The sequence below is a fragment of the Streptomyces sp. N50 genome, from assembly GCF_033335955.1.
Lineage (GTDB): Bacteria > Actinomycetota > Actinomycetes > Streptomycetales > Streptomycetaceae > Streptomyces.
On record NZ_CP137549.1, the window covers coordinates 4,842,924 to 4,857,993 of the forward strand.

Below are 15,070 nucleotides of genomic sequence, written 5' to 3' on the forward strand. Positions count from 1 at the left end.
CTCAGGCTCCTTCCTGGGCCCACTCGACGGGCCCCTGGTACGGGAAGAACAACTCCGCGACCGCCTCCGCCGAGTCCATGCAGGCGTGCTGCAAGTCCTTGAGGAGGGCGGGCAGTTGCTCTTCCAAGGCGTGCGAGTCCAGGTATTCGAGACGGGTGCGCAGCCGGCCGATGGGACGCCGGGCCGGGTCCTGCCGCTGCCGCCCGAGCGCGGTCAGGCACTCCTCGGCCGTCGTCAGCGCGTGCAGCGCCGAGCGCGGGAAGTCCCGGTCCAGCAGCAGGAATTCGGCCACTCTCGGGGTGTCCCCGAAACCGCCGTACACCCGCGCGTATGCCTCGTCCGCGCCGCTCGCGCTCAGCAGCGTCGGCCAGTCGGGCGCGTGCGCCGCGTCCAGCACCCGTACCGACAGCAGCCGTACGGTCATGTCCACCCGCTCCAGGCTCCTGCCCAGGACGACGAAACGCCAGCTGTCGTCGCGGCTCATCGTGGAGTCGGCGAGGCCGAAGAACAACGCGGCGCGTCTGCGCACGAGTTCGAGATAGGCGTAGGGGCCCGTACGGCGGGCCGCGAGGCGTTGGTCGGCCAGGGCGTGCCAGGTGGAGTTGAGGCACTCCCACATCTCCGAGGAGACGGCTTCCCGGGCGCTGCGGGCATTCAGCCGGGCGGCGCCGAGCGCGCCCTCGATGGAACACGTCGACCGGGCGTCGAAGGCCAGCTGGTCCAACACCTGCTGCATGTCGACGCGTTGGCCGCCCGCGTCGACCCCGAGGATCGCGTACAGCGACCGGCACGCCACGTCCTCGTCGCGCCAGGGGTCCTCCAGCATGCGGTGGAGATAGGCGTCGAGGATGCGCCCGGTGTTGTCCGCGCGCTCGACGTAACGGCCCGTCCACGTCAGGGCCTCGGCTATCCGGGAGAGGATCACGTCGTTCACTGCTGCGCCCCTTCCTGTACGACCATGGGGTTGCCGTCGGGGCCGAGTTGACGGGGTGCCACCTCGGGCAGTCCGCCCTCCGGGAAGAGCGAGGCGGGCTGTTCGGTGGGGCCCTCGGCGAGCACCCAGGTGTCCTTGGAGCCGCCGCCCTGGCTGGAGTTGACGATCAGGTTGCCCTCCTGGAGGGCGACGCGGGTGAGGCCGCCGGGCAGCACCCAGACGTCGGTGCCGTCGTTCACGGCGAACGGGCGCAGGTCGATGTGGCGCGGTGCCATGCGTTCGCCCGCGAGGGTGGGGGAGGTGGAGAGGGCGACCGGGCGCTGGGCGATCCAGCCGCGCGGGTCGGCGGCGACTGCTTTGCGAGTGCGTTCGAGGGTCTTCGCGTCGGCCTTGGGCCCGATGACGATGCCCATGCCGCCCGCGCCGTCCACCGGCTTCACCACCAGCTGGTCGATCTGGTCGAGGACCGCCTCCAACTGCCCTGGCTCGTCGGGCCGGTAGGACTCCACGTTGGGGAGAATCGGTTCCTCTGAGAGGTAGTAGCGGATCAGGTCGGGGACGTAGGTGTAGAGGAGCTTGTCGTCCGCGATGCCGTTGCCGACCGCGTTCGCGAGTGTGACGTTCCCGGCCTGGGCGGCGTTCATGATGCCCGGGCAGCCGATCACCGAGTCGGGGCGGAAGTGCAGCGGGTCGAGGAAGTCGTCGTCGAGCCGCCGGTATACGACATGGACGGGCACCTCGCCGCGCGTGGTGCGCATCCACACCCGGTTGTTGCGGCACACCAGGTCGTGCCCCTCGACCAGCTGGACGCCCATCAGCCGTGCCAGCAGGGCGTGTTCGAAGTAGGCGGCGTTGCTCGGCCCCGGGGTGAGGACCACGACGCGCGGATCCTGGGTGCCCGCGGGCGCGGCGGCCCGCAGCGCGGCGAGCAGCTTCTGCGCGTACCCGTCGACGGGGACCACGTGCTGCTCGGCGAAGAGGGAGGGGAAGATCCGGGTCATGGCCCGGCGGTTCTCGATGACGTACGAAACCCCGCTCGGCACCCGGACGTTGTCCTCAAGGACCCGGAAGTCCCCGGCCTCGTCGCGCACGAGGTCGATGCCGGCGACGTGGATGCGGACCCCGCCCGGTGGCTCGACCCCTTGCGCGGCCCGATGGAAATGGGCCGAGTTGAGGAGCAGCCGCCAGGGCACGACGCCGTCCTCGAAGGCACGGCAGTGGGAGTAGGCGTCGGAGAGATAGGCCTCCAGGGCCCGCACTCTCTGCGCCACCCCGCGCTGGATGAGGTCCCACTCCAGCGCGTCGATGATCCGGGGCACCAGGTCCAGGGGCCAGGGCCGTTCCTCGCCCGCGAAGGCGTAGGTCACGCCGCGGTCGGTGAACGCGCGGGCCATCTGGTCCGCGCGGAAGCGCAGTTCACTCGGCTCGATGGGCTGGAGTGCCGCCAGTACCGGCTCGTAGGCGGTTCTGACCTCACCCGGCCGCACAAACATCTCGTCCCACGCATCGGCCAATGCGTATGCGTCAAATATGTCCGCCATGAGGGGACGTTAAGTGCGATACGTAACACGGTGATCTCTGAGTGATTTCCGGCAGCTCACGCGGAAAGTGATACGACGGGGCGCTCGGAGCTACTGGCCGGACACCCCCCAGCTTGTTGCAAGGTGAGGCACGGAGGGCGGGAGGTAGTGGGTGATATCGGCGGTTTTCGGGGGCTGTTCGAGGGGAAGCCGTGTTGCGGAGCAGGACCTGTCCGCGCATAGTTGCGCTGCAAAGAGCCGGGAACCGGGGGGTGGGATGGGCGATGGCCGGGCACGGGACGGACGAGCATCCGCACGGTGCTGACCGACTCTGCGACGCCGGGGACCGCGTGTACTCCCGGGCCGTACGGCGGGGCCGCGTACCGCGCACGGACGCCGAACCGGTGCCGTGCCTGCTGGAGCTGGCCCTCCTCCACCCCGACCCCGACGACATGGACTGGCTGGTCCCGACCGCCCCGCAGGAGGTCATGACCCGGCTGCTGCGCGGGGTCTACGACGAGGTCAGCGAGAGCCACCGGCGGGTGGGTTCGGCGGTCGCCGCCTTCGAGTGGTACGCCGGTCTCGGCCGCCGTATCCAGGCGTCCGCGATGGCGTCGGCCTCGGCGCAACCGGAGAGCGGTGCCGCGATCCGCGTCCTGGACGGGCTCTCCCGCATCCAGGCGGCGATGGACGACGCGACGGAGGCCTGCACCCGCGAGGTCCTCACCGTCCAGCCCGGCGGCATCCGCCGCGAACCGGAACTCACCGAGGGCCTGCACCGCGCCGTCGCCCTGCGCTCGCGCGGGGTGCGGATGCGCGACCTGTACACCCACGTGGCCCGCCACGGCCAAGGCCTCCTGAACTACCTGGAGTTGATGGGCGACGCGGTGGAGGCGAGGACGCTCGACGAGGTGGTCGACCGCCTGATCCTCTTCGACCGCACGGTCGCCTTCATCCCCGCCAACGCCGACCACACGATGGCCCTGGAACTGCGCCACCCGGCGCTGATCGAGTACTTCGTCACGGTCTTCGACCGCCTGTGGCGCCTCGCGATCCCCGTCGGGGCGCCCCTGCCGGACACCGGCATCGAGGGCATCTCGCACCGCGAGCAGTCCATCGCCGCCCTGCTCGCGGACGGCCACCAGGACGCGGTGATCGCGGAACGGCTCGGCATAAGCGTGCGGACGTGCCGCGCCCACATCGCCCGCCTGTCGGAGACCCTGGGCGCGGCCAGCCGTACCCAACTGGGCGTCCGGATAGCCCAAGTCGGCCTCGACGGCGCCGCCGCACGCCTCCCGGACGTCCCCGTCCAGCTCACCCCGGCGGATCGAGAATCCCCGACCGCCCGATGAGATAGCCGAGTTGGGCCCGGCTCTCGCTGCCGAGGGTGGCGGCGAGCTTGGCTATGTGGACGCGGGCGGTGCGGATGTTCAGGCCGAGGCGGTCGGCGATGACGGCGTCCGTGTGGCCTTCTGTGAGCAGGCTCGCTATGGCTCGCTGGCGCTGGCTGATGCCGTCGGGGGAGAGGCGTTGGACCGCTTTGGGGTGCATCGGGGTGGCGAGGTGCCAGAAGCGGTCGAAGACGTTGATGAAGTAGTCGATCAGCGCGGGGTGGCGGACTTCCAGGGCGAGGCCGCGGTCCTTGCTGGCGGGGATGAAGGCGACCGCGCGGTCGATGACGATGAGGCGGTCGGTGACCTCGTCGAGGGTGCGGGCCTCCGCGTCGCCCCGCAGTTGCTCGTAGCGGGCCACGACGAGCGGCCGGTGGCGCTGGGTGTGCTGGTAGAGGGCGCGGATGCGGCCGCCGCGGTCGAGCAGGGCCTGGTCGCGGACGAGCGCGACGGCCTGGGCTTCCGGACTGCGGGGGGTGATGTTGGGCTGGATGGTGAGGAGCTCGCCCGTGGCGTCCGCCATGGCCTCGGTGATGGCCTGGTTGATGCGTTCCTTGTCACCGAGGAGGACGAGCGTCGGGGTCTCCACGTCCGCCGTACGGGAGCCGTCGAGCCGTAGCAAGGGCGCGAAGGCGGTCTCCAGGCGCTCTTCGAGGCGCCGCTCCTCCGCGACGCGCTCGGCCGACCGCCGCAGCAGGCGGTGGAGCACGGAGGCGGGGGCGACGGGCCGCAGCCAGCCCGGGTCGTCCCCGAGTTCGGGCTGCAGCAGGCCGAGGGCGGCCAGGCACGGTGCCTCGCCGGTGTCGTCGACACGCACCCGCCCGACGCGCAGCGCGCGGGCGTACAGGCTCAGGCCCTCCCCGCAGAGGTGGTCCGCTCCGTGCGTGTGCGCCCCGGTCACAGTGGGCCGTCTCCTCCTGGTTCCGGATGGTCCGTGTTCAGGATCCCCGACTGGGCTATGAGGAAGCCCAGCTGGGCCCGGCTGCCGCTGCCGAGGGCCGTGGCGAGCTTGGCGATGTGGGCCCGGCAGGTCCGCACGTTCATGCCGAGGCGGCGGGCGATGGCCTCGTCGACGTGCCCCTCGATGAGGAGCTTGGCGATGGAGTGCTGGATCTCGGTGATGCCGTCGGGGGCGGTCTCGTAGGGCGCGCCGGCGCTCAGCGGGACCGCGCGGTTCCACATGAACTCGAAGACCTTGATCAGGTAGCGGACGAGCCCCGGATGACGGAGTTCGAGGGCGATCTCCCCGTCGTCGCGGGTCGGGATGAAGGCCACGGTCTCGTCGCAGATGATCAGCCGCTCGACGAGTTCGTCGATGGTCCGGTACTCCACCTTGCCGTCGGTGAACTGGGCCACGTAGGCCAGCGTCTCGGGGCTGTAGCGGGCCGGGTGCTGGTAGAGCGTCCGGATGCGGCAGCCGCGTTCGATCAGCGGCCGATCGCGGTTCAGCCCCTGAGCGAGGGTGTGCTCCAGCCGGCGTCGGCTCGGCTGCACGGTGAGCATCTCGGTCTGGCACTGGGCGGTGGCCAGATCGAGTGCCGCGTTGATCCGGTCGAGGCCCTCCAGCACCGTGATCGAGTGCGTGGTCGCCGTCGACTGGGCGCTGAGGGCCATGAACGGCCCGAAAGCGTCGGCGAGTTCGATCGACATCCGCCTGCGCTGGGTGATCTCGCTCTCGATCGGGTTGAGCCGCTGGGCCAGCGCGATCTGTGGGGGGACAGGGCGCAGCCAGTTCGGGTCGTCAGGATCGGGATGAAGGAGGGCGAACTCCATCAGACAGGGCGCGGGTTCCACATCGGTACGGGCGACGCGTCCGGTCCGGAGAGCGTTCCCGTAGACGCGACGCCCGTCCTCGCACAGATCGGTCAGCTCGTGAGGATGTGTCTGATTAGTCTCGTTAGTCACCAAATCTCCACCCCCCAGGGTCCTGAACGTGCAGGAACATGATGCATCGATTGTGTGGCCACGACGTGCCGGAATGCGCCATCGTCGTAGTCGACGGGGGAGAGGTGACCTTCAAATGAGGACGAAGCCGACTATGCATAAGAGAATGCTTCGCTCGGCGCTTGTCGCCGCCTTCTCCGCCGTTGTGGCTATCGGGGCGCTGAGTGGCCTTGCGGCGACCGACGACAGTACCTGGCGCACGACCAACGTGACCGCCGACGACAGCACCTGGGTCGTCACGGCGTCCGCCGTCCCGGGTGACAGCACCTGGGTCGCTCCGAGCGACAGCACGTGGGTCGCCGAGTCATGACCACTCCCCCCGACGACCGTTCCTTCCGGCGCGAGATGGCCACGGCCTACCGCTCCGGCTGGCACTTCATCGATCTGGCCACCGCCATCCCCCACAGCGGTGACTCGCTCATGGTGACGGTGTTCGGCGAGCCGGTCGTCGTGACGCGGGACGAGGACGAGGACGTACGGGCGTACCGGTGTCTGCGGCGGCCCCGGGGGGCGCCGCAGCCAGTGCGATGCGCCATCCGGTACGGAATGATCTTTGTGAATCTTGACCAGCGAGACCATCGGCTGGTGGAAACGGATGCCCCCGACGTCCAGACCATCTCAGCCACCCCCCGCAGTGCCTGACGCGATTCCCCCGTCGTAACAGATCGCTCAGGTGCTTCCCCCCGCAGCGGCGTCACCGTGACCTGAACACGGTGACGCCGCTGCAGTTTGTGCGGAATCTCCGGGTATCGACCGATCCCGGGTGGCTGAAAATCGCCGCTTCAGCTTTTCCCCGGCGCGGTGCCCGCCGCCTTCGCCACCGCCTTCCCCATCGCCCGCGTCAGCTCGATCTCGATCACCACCCGGGACGGGTTCGGCGACGGCGCCCGCTCGTAACGCTCCGCGTACCAACGCTCCGCCTCGGCGACCCGGTCGCGTCCGACGCGTACGAAGGCCCGGCCCTCCAGCGTGGCCCAGCGCCGCCCGTCCACCTGGCACACGGCGACCCGTGCCCCCTCGGGGCCGGCGGCGAGCACGTTCAGCACCTTCCGGCTCGCCTTGTTCGCGATGACCCGAGCAAGGCGCGCCTCCGGGTCGTATGTCACTCCGACAGGGACGACGTGCGGGCTGCCGTCGGGGCGGAGGGTGGTGAGGGTGCACAGGTGCCGTTCCCGCCAGAAGCTGAGATACGACGGGTCGGGATCGCCCGGGTCCACCGGATATGCGGCCATGGTCCCGGAACTTAGTCCCCCGATCCTCCCCGCCACTGCCTTGAGTGGAATAGACTCAACTTTGTGCACGTTGACCGTGTCATTCCGTGCACGAAGGTCGCACGCAGGTCGTAGGAGGAGGAGTACCGGAACGTGGACGCCGAGCTGACCAACAGGAGCCGGGACGCGATCAACGCGGCCAGCAACCGTGCCGTGACCGGGGGGCACGCGGACCTGACCCCGGCGCACCTGCTGCTGTCCCTGCTGGAGGGCCAGGACAACGAGAACATCACCGACCTGCTCGCCGCCGTCGACGCCGACCAGGCCGCCGTACGGTCCGGGGCGGAGCGGGTGCTCGGCGCGCTGCCCAGCGTGACGGGCTCCACGGTCGCGCCGCCGCAGCCCAACCGCGAGCTGCTCGCGGTGATCGCGGACGCCGGTGAGCGAGCGAAGGAGCTCGGCGACGACTACCTCTCGACCGAGCACCTGCTGATCGGTATCGCCGCGAAGGGTGGCGCGGCCGGGGACGTAATCTCCCAGCAGGGGGCCGGCGCGAAGAAGCTGCTGGACGCGTTCCAGAAGAGCAGGGGAGGGCGCCGGGTGACCACACCCGACCCCGAGGGGCAGTACAAGGCGCTGGAGAAGTTCGGTACGGACTTCACGGCCGCCGCGCGCGAGGGCAAGCTCGACCCCGTCATCGGACGGGACCAGGAGATCCGGCGGGTCGTGCAGGTGCTGTCCCGCCGCACCAAGAACAACCCCGTCCTCATCGGCGAGCCCGGCGTCGGCAAGACCGCCGTCGTCGAGGGGCTGGCCCAGCGGATCGTCAAGGGGGACGTGCCGGAGTCCCTCAAGAACAAGCGGCTGGTGTCGCTGGACCTCGGCGCGATGGTCGCGGGCGCGAAGTACCGCGGCGAGTTCGAGGAGCGGCTCAAGACCGTCCTGGCCGAGATCAAGGACTCCGACGGCCAGATCATCACCTTCATCGACGAGCTGCACACCGTCGTGGGCGCGGGCGCCGGCGGCGACTCCTCCATGGACGCCGGCAACATGCTGAAGCCGATGCTGGCCCGCGGCGAACTCCGCATGGTCGGCGCGACCACCCTCGACGAATACCGCGAACGCATCGAGAAGGACCCGGCGTTGGAGCGCCGCTTCCAGCAGGTGCTGGTCGCGGAGCCGAGCGTCGAGGACACGATCGCGATCCTGCGCGGCCTGAAGGGACGCTACGAAGCGCACCACAAGGTCGTCATCGCGGACAGCGCGCTGGTGGCGGCCGCGACCCTCTCCGACCGCTACATCACCTCCCGCTTCCTCCCCGACAAGGCGATCGACCTGGTCGACGAGGCGGCGTCCCGCCTCCGCATGGAGATCGACTCCTCCCCGGTCGAGATCGACGAACTCCAGCGCTCCGTCGACCGGTTGAAGATGGAGGAGCTGGCCCTCGACAAGGAGACGGACGCCGCCTCCATCGAACGCCTGGAGAAGCTGCGCCGCGACCTCGCCGACCGCGAGGAGGAGCTGCGCGGCCTCAACGCCCGCTGGGAGAAGGAGAAGCAGTCCCTCAACCGCGTCGGCGAGCTGAAGGAGAAGCTCGACGAACTCCGCGGCCAGGCCGAACGCGCCCAGCGCGACGGCGACTTCGACACGGCGTCGAAACTTCTCTACGGCGAGATCCCCTCCCTGGAACGGGACTTGGAGGAAGCCTCGCAGGCGGAGGAGGAAGCCGCCAAGGACACGATGGTCAAGGAAGAGGTCGGCCCGGACGACATCGCGGACGTCGTCGGCTCCTGGACCGGCATCCCCGCAGGCCGCCTCCTGGAGGGCGAGACGCAGAAACTCCTGCGCATGGAGGAGGAGTTGGGCCGCAGGCTCATCGGCCAGCGCGAGGCGGTGGAGGCGGTCTCGGACGCCGTACGACGCACACGTGCGGGCATCGCGGACCCGGACCGTCCTACGGGCTCGTTCCTCTTCCTGGGCCCGACGGGCGTAGGAAAGACGGAACTCGCCAAAGCCCTGGCGGACTTCCTCTTCGACGACGAACGGGCCATGGTCCGCATCGACATGTCGGAGTACGGCGAGAAGCACAGCGTGGCCCGGCTGGTCGGTGCCCCGCCCGGCTACGTCGGCTACGAGGAGGGCGGCCAGCTCACGGAGGCGGTGCGCAGGCGCCCGTACTCGGTGATCCTGCTCGACGAGGTGGAGAAGGCGCACCCCGAGGTCTTCGACGTGCTGCTCCAGGTACTGGACGACGGCCGCCTGACCGACGGCCAGGGCCGCACGGTCGACTTCCGCAACACGATCCTGATCCTCACGTCCAACCTGGGCAGCAACTTCCTGATCGACCAGACCACGGGCGAGGACGAGAAGAAGGACCAGGTCCTGCAGGTGGTCCGCGCGTCCTTCAAGCCGGAGTTCCTGAACCGGCTGGACGACCTGGTGGTCTTCTCCGCCCTGAACCGGGAGGAGCTGGGCCGTATCGCGGCTCTCCAGATCGGCCGCCTGGCGAAGAGGCTGGCTGAGCGCCGCCTCACCCTGGAGATCAGCGACGAGGCCCTGACCTGGCTCGCGGACAACGGCAACGACCCGGCGTACGGCGCGCGCCCGCTGCGCCGGCTGGTGCAGACGGCGATCGGCGACCGGCTCGCGAAGGAGATCCTGGCGGGGGAGGTCAAGGACGGGGACACGGTGCGGGTGGATGCGTTCGGGGACGGGCTGATCGTGGGGCCGGCGACGGGGAAGACGCTGTAGGTGGCACCGTGGGGCCCTGGGCCGACCGGTTCGACCGGTTCGCCGACCGGATCAGGTCAGCCCAGGGCGGACAGGCCCGGCAGGGGTTGCCACCCCCCTCCCCGGATGGGGGAGGATGGCGGAATCCGTACGAAGGGAAATACACGGTGAGCATCGACCCGTCCTCGATTCCGAACTTCGGGGGCCAGCCCGAGCCGAACCCCCAAGGACCGGCGGGCCCCGTCGTCCCGGATCAGGACCTCGTGAAGCAGCTCCTCGACCAGATGGAGCTGAAGTATGTCGTCGACGACGAGGGTGACCTCGCGGCGCCGTGGGAGCAGTTCCGTACGTACTTCATGTTCCGCGGCGAGGACGACCAGCTGGTCTTCTCGGTGCGGACGTTCTACGACCGTCCGCACGACATCGACGTCAAGCCGCAGCTCCTGGAGTCGATCGACGACTGGAACCGCCGCACCCTGTGGCCCAAGGTCTACACGCACACCCATGACGACGGCACCGTCCGTCTCATCGGTGAGGCGCAGATGCTGATCGGCACCGGCGTCGACCTGAACCACTTCGTGTCCTCGACGGTGAGCTGGGTGCGCGCGGCGATCGAGTTCGACCGCTGGCTCGTCGAGCAGCTCGGCCTCACCGAGGAAGTCGACGAGGCCGTCGAGAAGCCTGAGGACGACGAGGAGTAGTAGTTCTCCTCGGTCCCGTAGGACCACGTACGACCGGCGCCCGTCCACAGCCTGTGGACGGGCGCCGGTCTTTTCTGCCGGCCTCTCAGCCCGCCAGCTTCTTCAGCCGGTCCACCGCTTCCTCCAGCACACCCACCCGCTTGCAGAACGCGAACCGTACGAAGGGCGCGCCCTCCTCCCGGTGGTCGTAGAAGACCGCGTTCGGGATGGCCACGACACCGGCGAGTTCGGGGAGCGCGCGGCAGAAGGCGAAGCCGTCACCGTTTTTGGACAGGTCCGCGCCGAGGGGGCGGATGTCCGTCGTGACGAAGTACGTGCCCGCCGGGCGGAAGACCTCGAAGCCCGCCTCCGTCAGGCCCGTCGCCAGGACGTCCCGCTTGGCCAGCATGTCCGCGCGGAAGGCGTCGAAGTACGAGTCGGGGAGGGCCAGCGCCTCCGCCACCGCGTACTGGAACGGGCCCGAGGCCACATACGTCAGGAACTGCTTCGCCGACCGTACGGCCGTGACAAGGGCCGGCGTCCCCGTGACCCACCCGACCTTCCACCCCGTGAACGAGAACGTCTTGCCCGCCGAACCGATCGACACCGTCCGCTCCCGCATCCCCGGGAAGGTGACGAGCGGGATGTGCTCGGCCTCGTCGAAGACCAGGTGCTCGTACACCTCGTCCGTGATCACCAACAGATCGCGTTCTACGGCGAGTTCGGCGACGGCGGCGAGTTCCTCGCGGGTGAGGACGGTGCCGGTCGGGTTGTGCGGGGTGTTGATCAGGAGGAGGCGGGTGCGGTCGGTGACGGCGGCGCGCAGCTCGTCCAGGTCGAGGCGGAAGCGGCCTTCCGAGGGGCGCAGGGTGACCGGTACGCGCGTGCCGCCCGCCATCGCGACGCAGGCCGCGTAGGAGTCGTAGTACGGCTCCAGGGCGATGACCTCGTCGCCGGGTTCCACCAGGGCGAGCAGCGCCGCGGCGATCGCCTCCGTCGCGCCCGCCGTGACCAGGACCTCGGTGTCGGGGTCGTAGGAGAGGCCGTAGCGGCGCTGCTGGTGGGCGGTGATCGCGGTGCGGAGTTCGGGGACGCCGGGGCCCGGCGGGTACTGGTTGCCGCGTCCGTCGCGCAGCGCGCGGACCGCCGCCTCGCGGATCTCCTCGGGGCCGTCCGTGTCGGGGAAACCCTGGCCGAGGTTGATCGAACCGGTCTTCAGGGCCAGGGCGGACATCTCGGCGAAGATCGTCGTCCCGAACTCGGCGAGCCGGCGGTTGAGGAGGGGGCGTGCGGTGGAGGTCATGCCCGCCATCCTGCGCTCAAGCTCTGGACTTCCTCAACTCTGCTTTGGCAGGTGAGACGGCCGGGCATCCCTGCTTCACGCACCAACCGGGGCGCCCACGGGGGGCCGCTTCGGGGGAACTGGAAGGAGGGTGACGTCATGTTCTTCTTCGTCATCCTGGCGGTGATCGCAGTGGCGTTCGTAGGCGCGGTGGTCCGCGCCGGGCGCAAGGACAAGCTCGGCAGGGGATCGGGCCGTCGGTCCGGGTTCTACGGCGGGAGCGCCGCCGGTACGAGCAGCAGCTGGTGGGCCGGGGACGGGGGTTCGTCCTCCTCGGGCGGGCACTCCGGCGGGCACCACGGGGGCCACCACTCCTGCGGCGGCGGGCACTCGTCCTGCGGGGGCGGCTCGTCGTGCGGCGGGGGATCGTCCTGCGGGGGTGGGGGCGGCTGCGGCGGCGGCAACTGAGCCGGACGCGGTGTGCGGACGCGGTGTGCGGACGCGGATACCGGGTGAGCCGGACGCGGTGAGCGGATGCGGATACCTGGTGAGCCGGACGCGGTGAGCGGACCGGTGACCGGGTGAGCCGGATGTAGTGACTGGACCGGTGACCGGGTGAGCCGGACGCGGTGACAGCTGACACGGGGCAGCTGAGCATCGCCGACGGGATGGCACGGGGGGCGGGAGCGCCCGTCGGGAGACCGCTCCCGGCGGGCGCTCCGGCGCGCGCCTGACACGCCTGGGCGTACGCCTTGGTTGAACAGTTGAGCTGTGCAGCCCCCTGAGGGATGGAAACCCCACGAAGTTGGGTAAAAACGCTGTGGTGGCGCCACCGCTCATGATTCCCTCTAAATCACCAACGCAGCCCCAACGCAACCCCTCGGGCGCCTGCAGACACCTTCTCCTCACTGGGCCGACCGGGCCGACGTCCCGGTGTCGGCCGGGGTGTGCCGGACCCCCACACCTCCCCTCACCTCCCCTTTCTTTGCGTGCTAGCGGAGCCGATCCATGCTCACGACCCTGAAGACCTCCTACACCGATACGCGCGCGGCCGACCTCGCCTGGACCCTGGGGCTTGAGCCGCTTCCCGCCCTGGCCACGCTCGATCTCGAACTGGCCGGTGCGAAGCTCCAGTTGAGACTGCTCGGCGCGTCCCACCAGGTACTCCTGGACGAGGAGCGGGGCAGCTGTTCGGAGACGGTCGCGTGCATCCCGGGTTCCAGCACACCGCTGCCGCTCGGGGTGGCCAAGCGGGTCGGCGACTGGGAGTACGAGTTCGCGGCCCGGGTCGAGGTGCTGTCCCCGGGGCAGTTCGCGGGCCGCGCCCAGGAACTGCTGGCCCTGGTCGCCGACCATCCCAACGGCCTCGCCGGGGTCTTCCCCGGCAGCCCGCACGCCTTCACCGCGATGCTCGCCCAGCGGCACGAGGGCCAGGTGCACTGGCGCACCTGGCACGCGTATCCGCAGGACGGGCAGCTGGTGGCGACACGGACGCGGGTGGGGGTGCGGGTGCCGGTGGGGCACGCGGTGCCGTCGCCCGTATAAACCTGGATGAGGCCGGGCGGGCCTGTGTGGCCGACACCGACCCCGGTCGCCGTAAACACATTCCACACGTGTGGGTGACGAAGCGTGCCCATCATGTGACGTAACGTCGCAGCGTGATCGAACCGCACGCGCCGGCCCGGCCGGGTACCCAGCCACCGTGGGCAGGCCCCGCGCGGCTGCCCGTACGGCCGGGCACGGGCCGGTTCCTGGTGCTCGCGGGCGTCTTCGTCTGCGCGGCCTGCGGACTCGTGTACGAACTCGAACTCGTCGCCCTCGCCTCGTACTTGATCGGCGATTCGGTCACCCAGGCGTCCGTAGTCCTCTCCGTCATGGTCTTCGCGATGGGCATCGGCTCGCTCGGCGCGAAACGGCTGCGCTGGCACGCGGCGGCCGGTTTCGGCGCGGTCGAGGCGGCCCTCGCGCTGATCGGCGGATGCAGCGCGATGGCCCTGTACGCGGTCTTCGCCTGGACCGGGAACTGGGGCGGGCTGTGGGCCCAGGGCCCGCGCTGCCTCCTGGTCGCCTTCTCGCTGGCCATCGGCCTGCTGATCGGCGCGGAGGTCCCGCTCCTCATGGAGCTGATCCAGCGCATCCGCCGCCAGGACGCGGGCGGCGCGGTGGCGGACCTGTTCGCGGCGGACTACGTGGGCGCGCTGGTCGGCGGCCTGGCGTTCCCCTTCCTCCTCCTGCCCTTCCTGGGCCAGCTGACCGGCACCCTGCTCACCGGCACGGTCAACGTGGTCGCCGGCGGCTCCCTGGTCCTGGGCCTGTTCCGCCGCGACCTCTCCCGCCGGGGCCGCTGGCTCCTGATCATCACCAACCTGACGGTGCTCGGTCTGCTCGCCTCGGCCGCCGTCCTGGTCGACGACTTCGAACGGGCCGCGCGGCACGCGGTCTACGGCAAGGACGTCCGGGTCGCGCTCCAGACCGACGTCCAGGAGGTCGTCCTCACCGGCGGCGACCACGGCCGCCCCCTCGACCTCTTCCTCGACGGCCGCCTCCGCGTCAGCGGCCGCGACGAGAACCGCTACCACGAGGCGCTCGTCGCCCCCGCGATGAACGGCCCCCACGCGCGCGTGCTCGTCCTCGGCGGCGGCGACGGCCTCGCGGCGCGGGAAGTACTGCGCCACCGGGGCGTACGCCGCGTCGACATCGTCGAACTCGACGCGGGCGTCGTCCGGTTGGCCCGCCACGACCCCGCCCTGTCCGCCCTCAACGGCCATGTCTACGACGACCCGCGCGTCCACGTCACCACGGGCGACCCCTTCGACCGGCTGCGCGCGGTCCGACCGGGGTCGTACGACGTGGTGATCGCGGACCTGCCCGACCCCGGCATCACCGCCAGCACGAAGCTGTACTCCCAGGAGTTCTACGGCCTTGCGCGCCGCGCCCTTACGGAGCGGGGGCGGCTGGTCGTGCACGCCGGTCCGGTTTCCTCGCGGCGTCATGTCTTCTGGACGGTGGTCTCGACGGTCCGCGCGGCCGGGCTGCACGCTGTTCCGTACCGGGTGGGGGGCCGTGCCTCGGGGTTCGCGGCGGGGCCCGACCGGACGACCGGGACGTCTCGGGCTCCGCGGGACTGGGGGTTCGTGCTGGCAACCCGGGGGGTGGTGGCTGTGGGGCGGGGGCTGGAGAGGGAGGAGCGGGCGGCGGAGCGGACTCGGGTGCCGGGGGTGGCGGCTTCTACGTTGGTGCATCCGCGGTACTGATCTCGCGGAGGGCGGCGCATTTCAACGCAGGTCGGCAATATCCAGCCCGTCCGGCGATTGAGGACGAGGCCGTTCAGGCCGAAGGGGGGTCTGGGGGCGCAGCCCCCAGGGACGCTCGCACCAA

General features: G+C 70.4%; 14 protein-coding genes. 8 read left to right on the plus strand and 6 right to left on the minus strand.

Features of this window, described 5'->3' with window-relative positions; translation table 11 throughout:
- Position 1: 1 nt before the first annotated feature.
- Together R2B38_RS21585 and R2B38_RS21590 are read right to left on the minus strand one after the other, a co-directional pair.
- On the minus strand, positions 2–934 hold the full coding sequence (locus tag R2B38_RS21585) for an alpha-E domain-containing protein (RefSeq protein ID WP_318017702.1): 933 nt from the start codon (positions 932–934) through the stop codon (positions 2–4).
- On the minus strand, positions 931–2,475 hold the full coding sequence (locus R2B38_RS21590) for a circularly permuted type 2 ATP-grasp protein (RefSeq protein WP_318017703.1): 1,545 nt from the start codon (positions 2,473–2,475) through the stop codon (positions 931–933). The genes R2B38_RS21585 and R2B38_RS21590 overlap by 4 nt, the downstream gene beginning before the upstream one ends.
- A gap of 263 nt (positions 2,476–2,738) precedes the next feature.
- Here R2B38_RS21590 and R2B38_RS21595 point away from each other — a divergent pair, with 263 nt between their 5' ends.
- Positions 2,739–3,806 carry a helix-turn-helix transcriptional regulator gene (locus R2B38_RS21595; protein WP_318017704.1) on the plus strand — a complete coding sequence of 356 codons (1,068 nt, stop codon included), beginning with the start codon at positions 2,739–2,741 and terminating at the stop codon, positions 3,804–3,806.
- Here the strand turns inward: R2B38_RS21595 and R2B38_RS21600 are convergent.
- The gene (locus tag R2B38_RS21600; RefSeq protein WP_318017705.1) at positions 3,769–4,746 is read right to left on the minus strand and encodes a helix-turn-helix transcriptional regulator; all 978 of its coding nucleotides are present in this window, start codon (positions 4,744–4,746) and stop codon (positions 3,769–3,771) included. The genes R2B38_RS21595 and R2B38_RS21600 overlap by 38 nt on opposite strands.
- A complete protein-coding gene (locus R2B38_RS21605) occupies positions 4,743–5,753 on the minus strand; it encodes a helix-turn-helix transcriptional regulator (protein ID WP_318017706.1) in 1,011 nt (336 codons plus the stop codon). Before R2B38_RS21605 ends, R2B38_RS21600 begins: the two co-directional genes overlap by 4 nt.
- 142 nt (positions 5,754–5,895) lie before the next feature.
- Here R2B38_RS21605 and R2B38_RS21610 point away from each other — a divergent pair, with 142 nt between their 5' ends.
- Entirely contained in the window at positions 5,896–6,099 is a 204-nt protein-coding gene (locus tag R2B38_RS21610) for a hypothetical protein (RefSeq protein ID WP_318017707.1), read from the plus strand.
- Positions 6,096–6,431, plus strand: a complete 336-nt coding sequence (locus tag R2B38_RS21615) for a hypothetical protein (RefSeq protein WP_026178811.1) — start codon at positions 6,096–6,098, stop codon at positions 6,429–6,431. The genes R2B38_RS21610 and R2B38_RS21615 overlap by 4 nt, the downstream gene beginning before the upstream one ends.
- A 140-nt stretch (positions 6,432–6,571) precedes the next feature.
- Here the strand turns inward: R2B38_RS21615 and R2B38_RS21620 are convergent, their stop codons facing one another.
- Complete coding sequence (locus R2B38_RS21620) at positions 6,572–7,021, minus strand: pyridoxamine 5'-phosphate oxidase family protein (protein ID WP_318017708.1); 450 nt, start codon at positions 7,019–7,021, stop codon at positions 6,572–6,574.
- Between the two features lie 132 nt (positions 7,022–7,153).
- On the opposite strand from R2B38_RS21620, the gene clpB reads away from it, so the two are divergent.
- Together clpB and R2B38_RS21630 are read left to right on the plus strand one after the other, a co-directional pair.
- Complete coding sequence (gene clpB / locus R2B38_RS21625; RefSeq protein ID WP_318017709.1) at positions 7,154–9,751, plus strand: ATP-dependent chaperone ClpB; 2,598 nt, start codon at positions 7,154–7,156, stop codon at positions 9,749–9,751.
- Positions 9,752–9,897: 146 nt separating this feature from the next.
- The gene (locus R2B38_RS21630) at positions 9,898–10,431 is read left to right on the plus strand and encodes a YbjN domain-containing protein (RefSeq protein WP_033284794.1); all 534 of its coding nucleotides are present in this window, start codon (positions 9,898–9,900) and stop codon (positions 10,429–10,431) included.
- 85 nt (positions 10,432–10,516) lie between these two features.
- Here R2B38_RS21630 and R2B38_RS21635 read toward each other — a convergent pair whose 3' ends face one another.
- Positions 10,517–11,722 carry a pyridoxal phosphate-dependent aminotransferase gene (locus tag R2B38_RS21635; RefSeq protein WP_318017710.1) on the minus strand — a complete coding sequence of 402 codons (1,206 nt, stop codon included), beginning with the start codon at positions 11,720–11,722 and terminating at the stop codon, positions 10,517–10,519.
- A gap of 129 nt (positions 11,723–11,851) precedes the next feature.
- Here R2B38_RS21635 and R2B38_RS21640 point away from each other — a divergent pair, with 129 nt between their 5' ends.
- The 3 genes from R2B38_RS21640 (at position 11,852) to R2B38_RS21650 (ending at position 14,946) form a co-directional block, all read left to right on the plus strand.
- Entirely contained in the window at positions 11,852–12,160 is a 309-nt protein-coding gene (locus R2B38_RS21640; RefSeq protein ID WP_318017711.1) for a hypothetical protein, read from the plus strand.
- Positions 12,161–12,700: 540 nt separating this feature from the next.
- Complete coding sequence (locus R2B38_RS21645; protein ID WP_318017712.1) at positions 12,701–13,237, plus strand: DUF2617 family protein; 537 nt, start codon at positions 12,701–12,703, stop codon at positions 13,235–13,237.
- A gap of 113 nt (positions 13,238–13,350) precedes the next feature.
- Positions 13,351–14,946 carry a polyamine aminopropyltransferase gene (locus R2B38_RS21650; RefSeq protein ID WP_318017713.1) on the plus strand — a complete coding sequence of 532 codons (1,596 nt, stop codon included), beginning with the start codon at positions 13,351–13,353 and terminating at the stop codon, positions 14,944–14,946.
- Positions 14,947–15,070 lie beyond the last annotated feature (124 nt).

Coding starts and splice junctions, on each gene's coding strand:
- R2B38_RS21615 (WP_026178811.1), top strand. CDS start 6,096: ATGACCACTCCCCCCGACGACCGTTCCTTCCGGCGCGAGATGGCCACG.
- R2B38_RS21610 (WP_318017707.1), top strand. CDS start 5,896: ATGCTTCGCTCGGCGCTTGTCGCCGCCTTCTCCGCCGTTGTGGCTATC.
- R2B38_RS21635 (WP_318017710.1), bottom strand. CDS start 11,722: ATGGCGGGCATGACCTCCACCGCACGCCCCCTCCTCAACCGCCGGCTC.
- R2B38_RS21645 (WP_318017712.1), top strand. CDS start 12,701: ATGCTCACGACCCTGAAGACCTCCTACACCGATACGCGCGCGGCCGAC.
- R2B38_RS21640 (WP_318017711.1), top strand. CDS start 11,852: ATGTTCTTCTTCGTCATCCTGGCGGTGATCGCAGTGGCGTTCGTAGGC.
- R2B38_RS21595 (WP_318017704.1), top strand. CDS start 2,739: ATGGCCGGGCACGGGACGGACGAGCATCCGCACGGTGCTGACCGACTC.
- R2B38_RS21620 (WP_318017708.1), bottom strand. CDS start 7,021: ATGGCCGCATATCCGGTGGACCCGGGCGATCCCGACCCGTCGTATCTC.
- R2B38_RS21590 (WP_318017703.1), bottom strand. CDS start 2,475: ATGGCGGACATATTTGACGCATACGCATTGGCCGATGCGTGGGACGAG.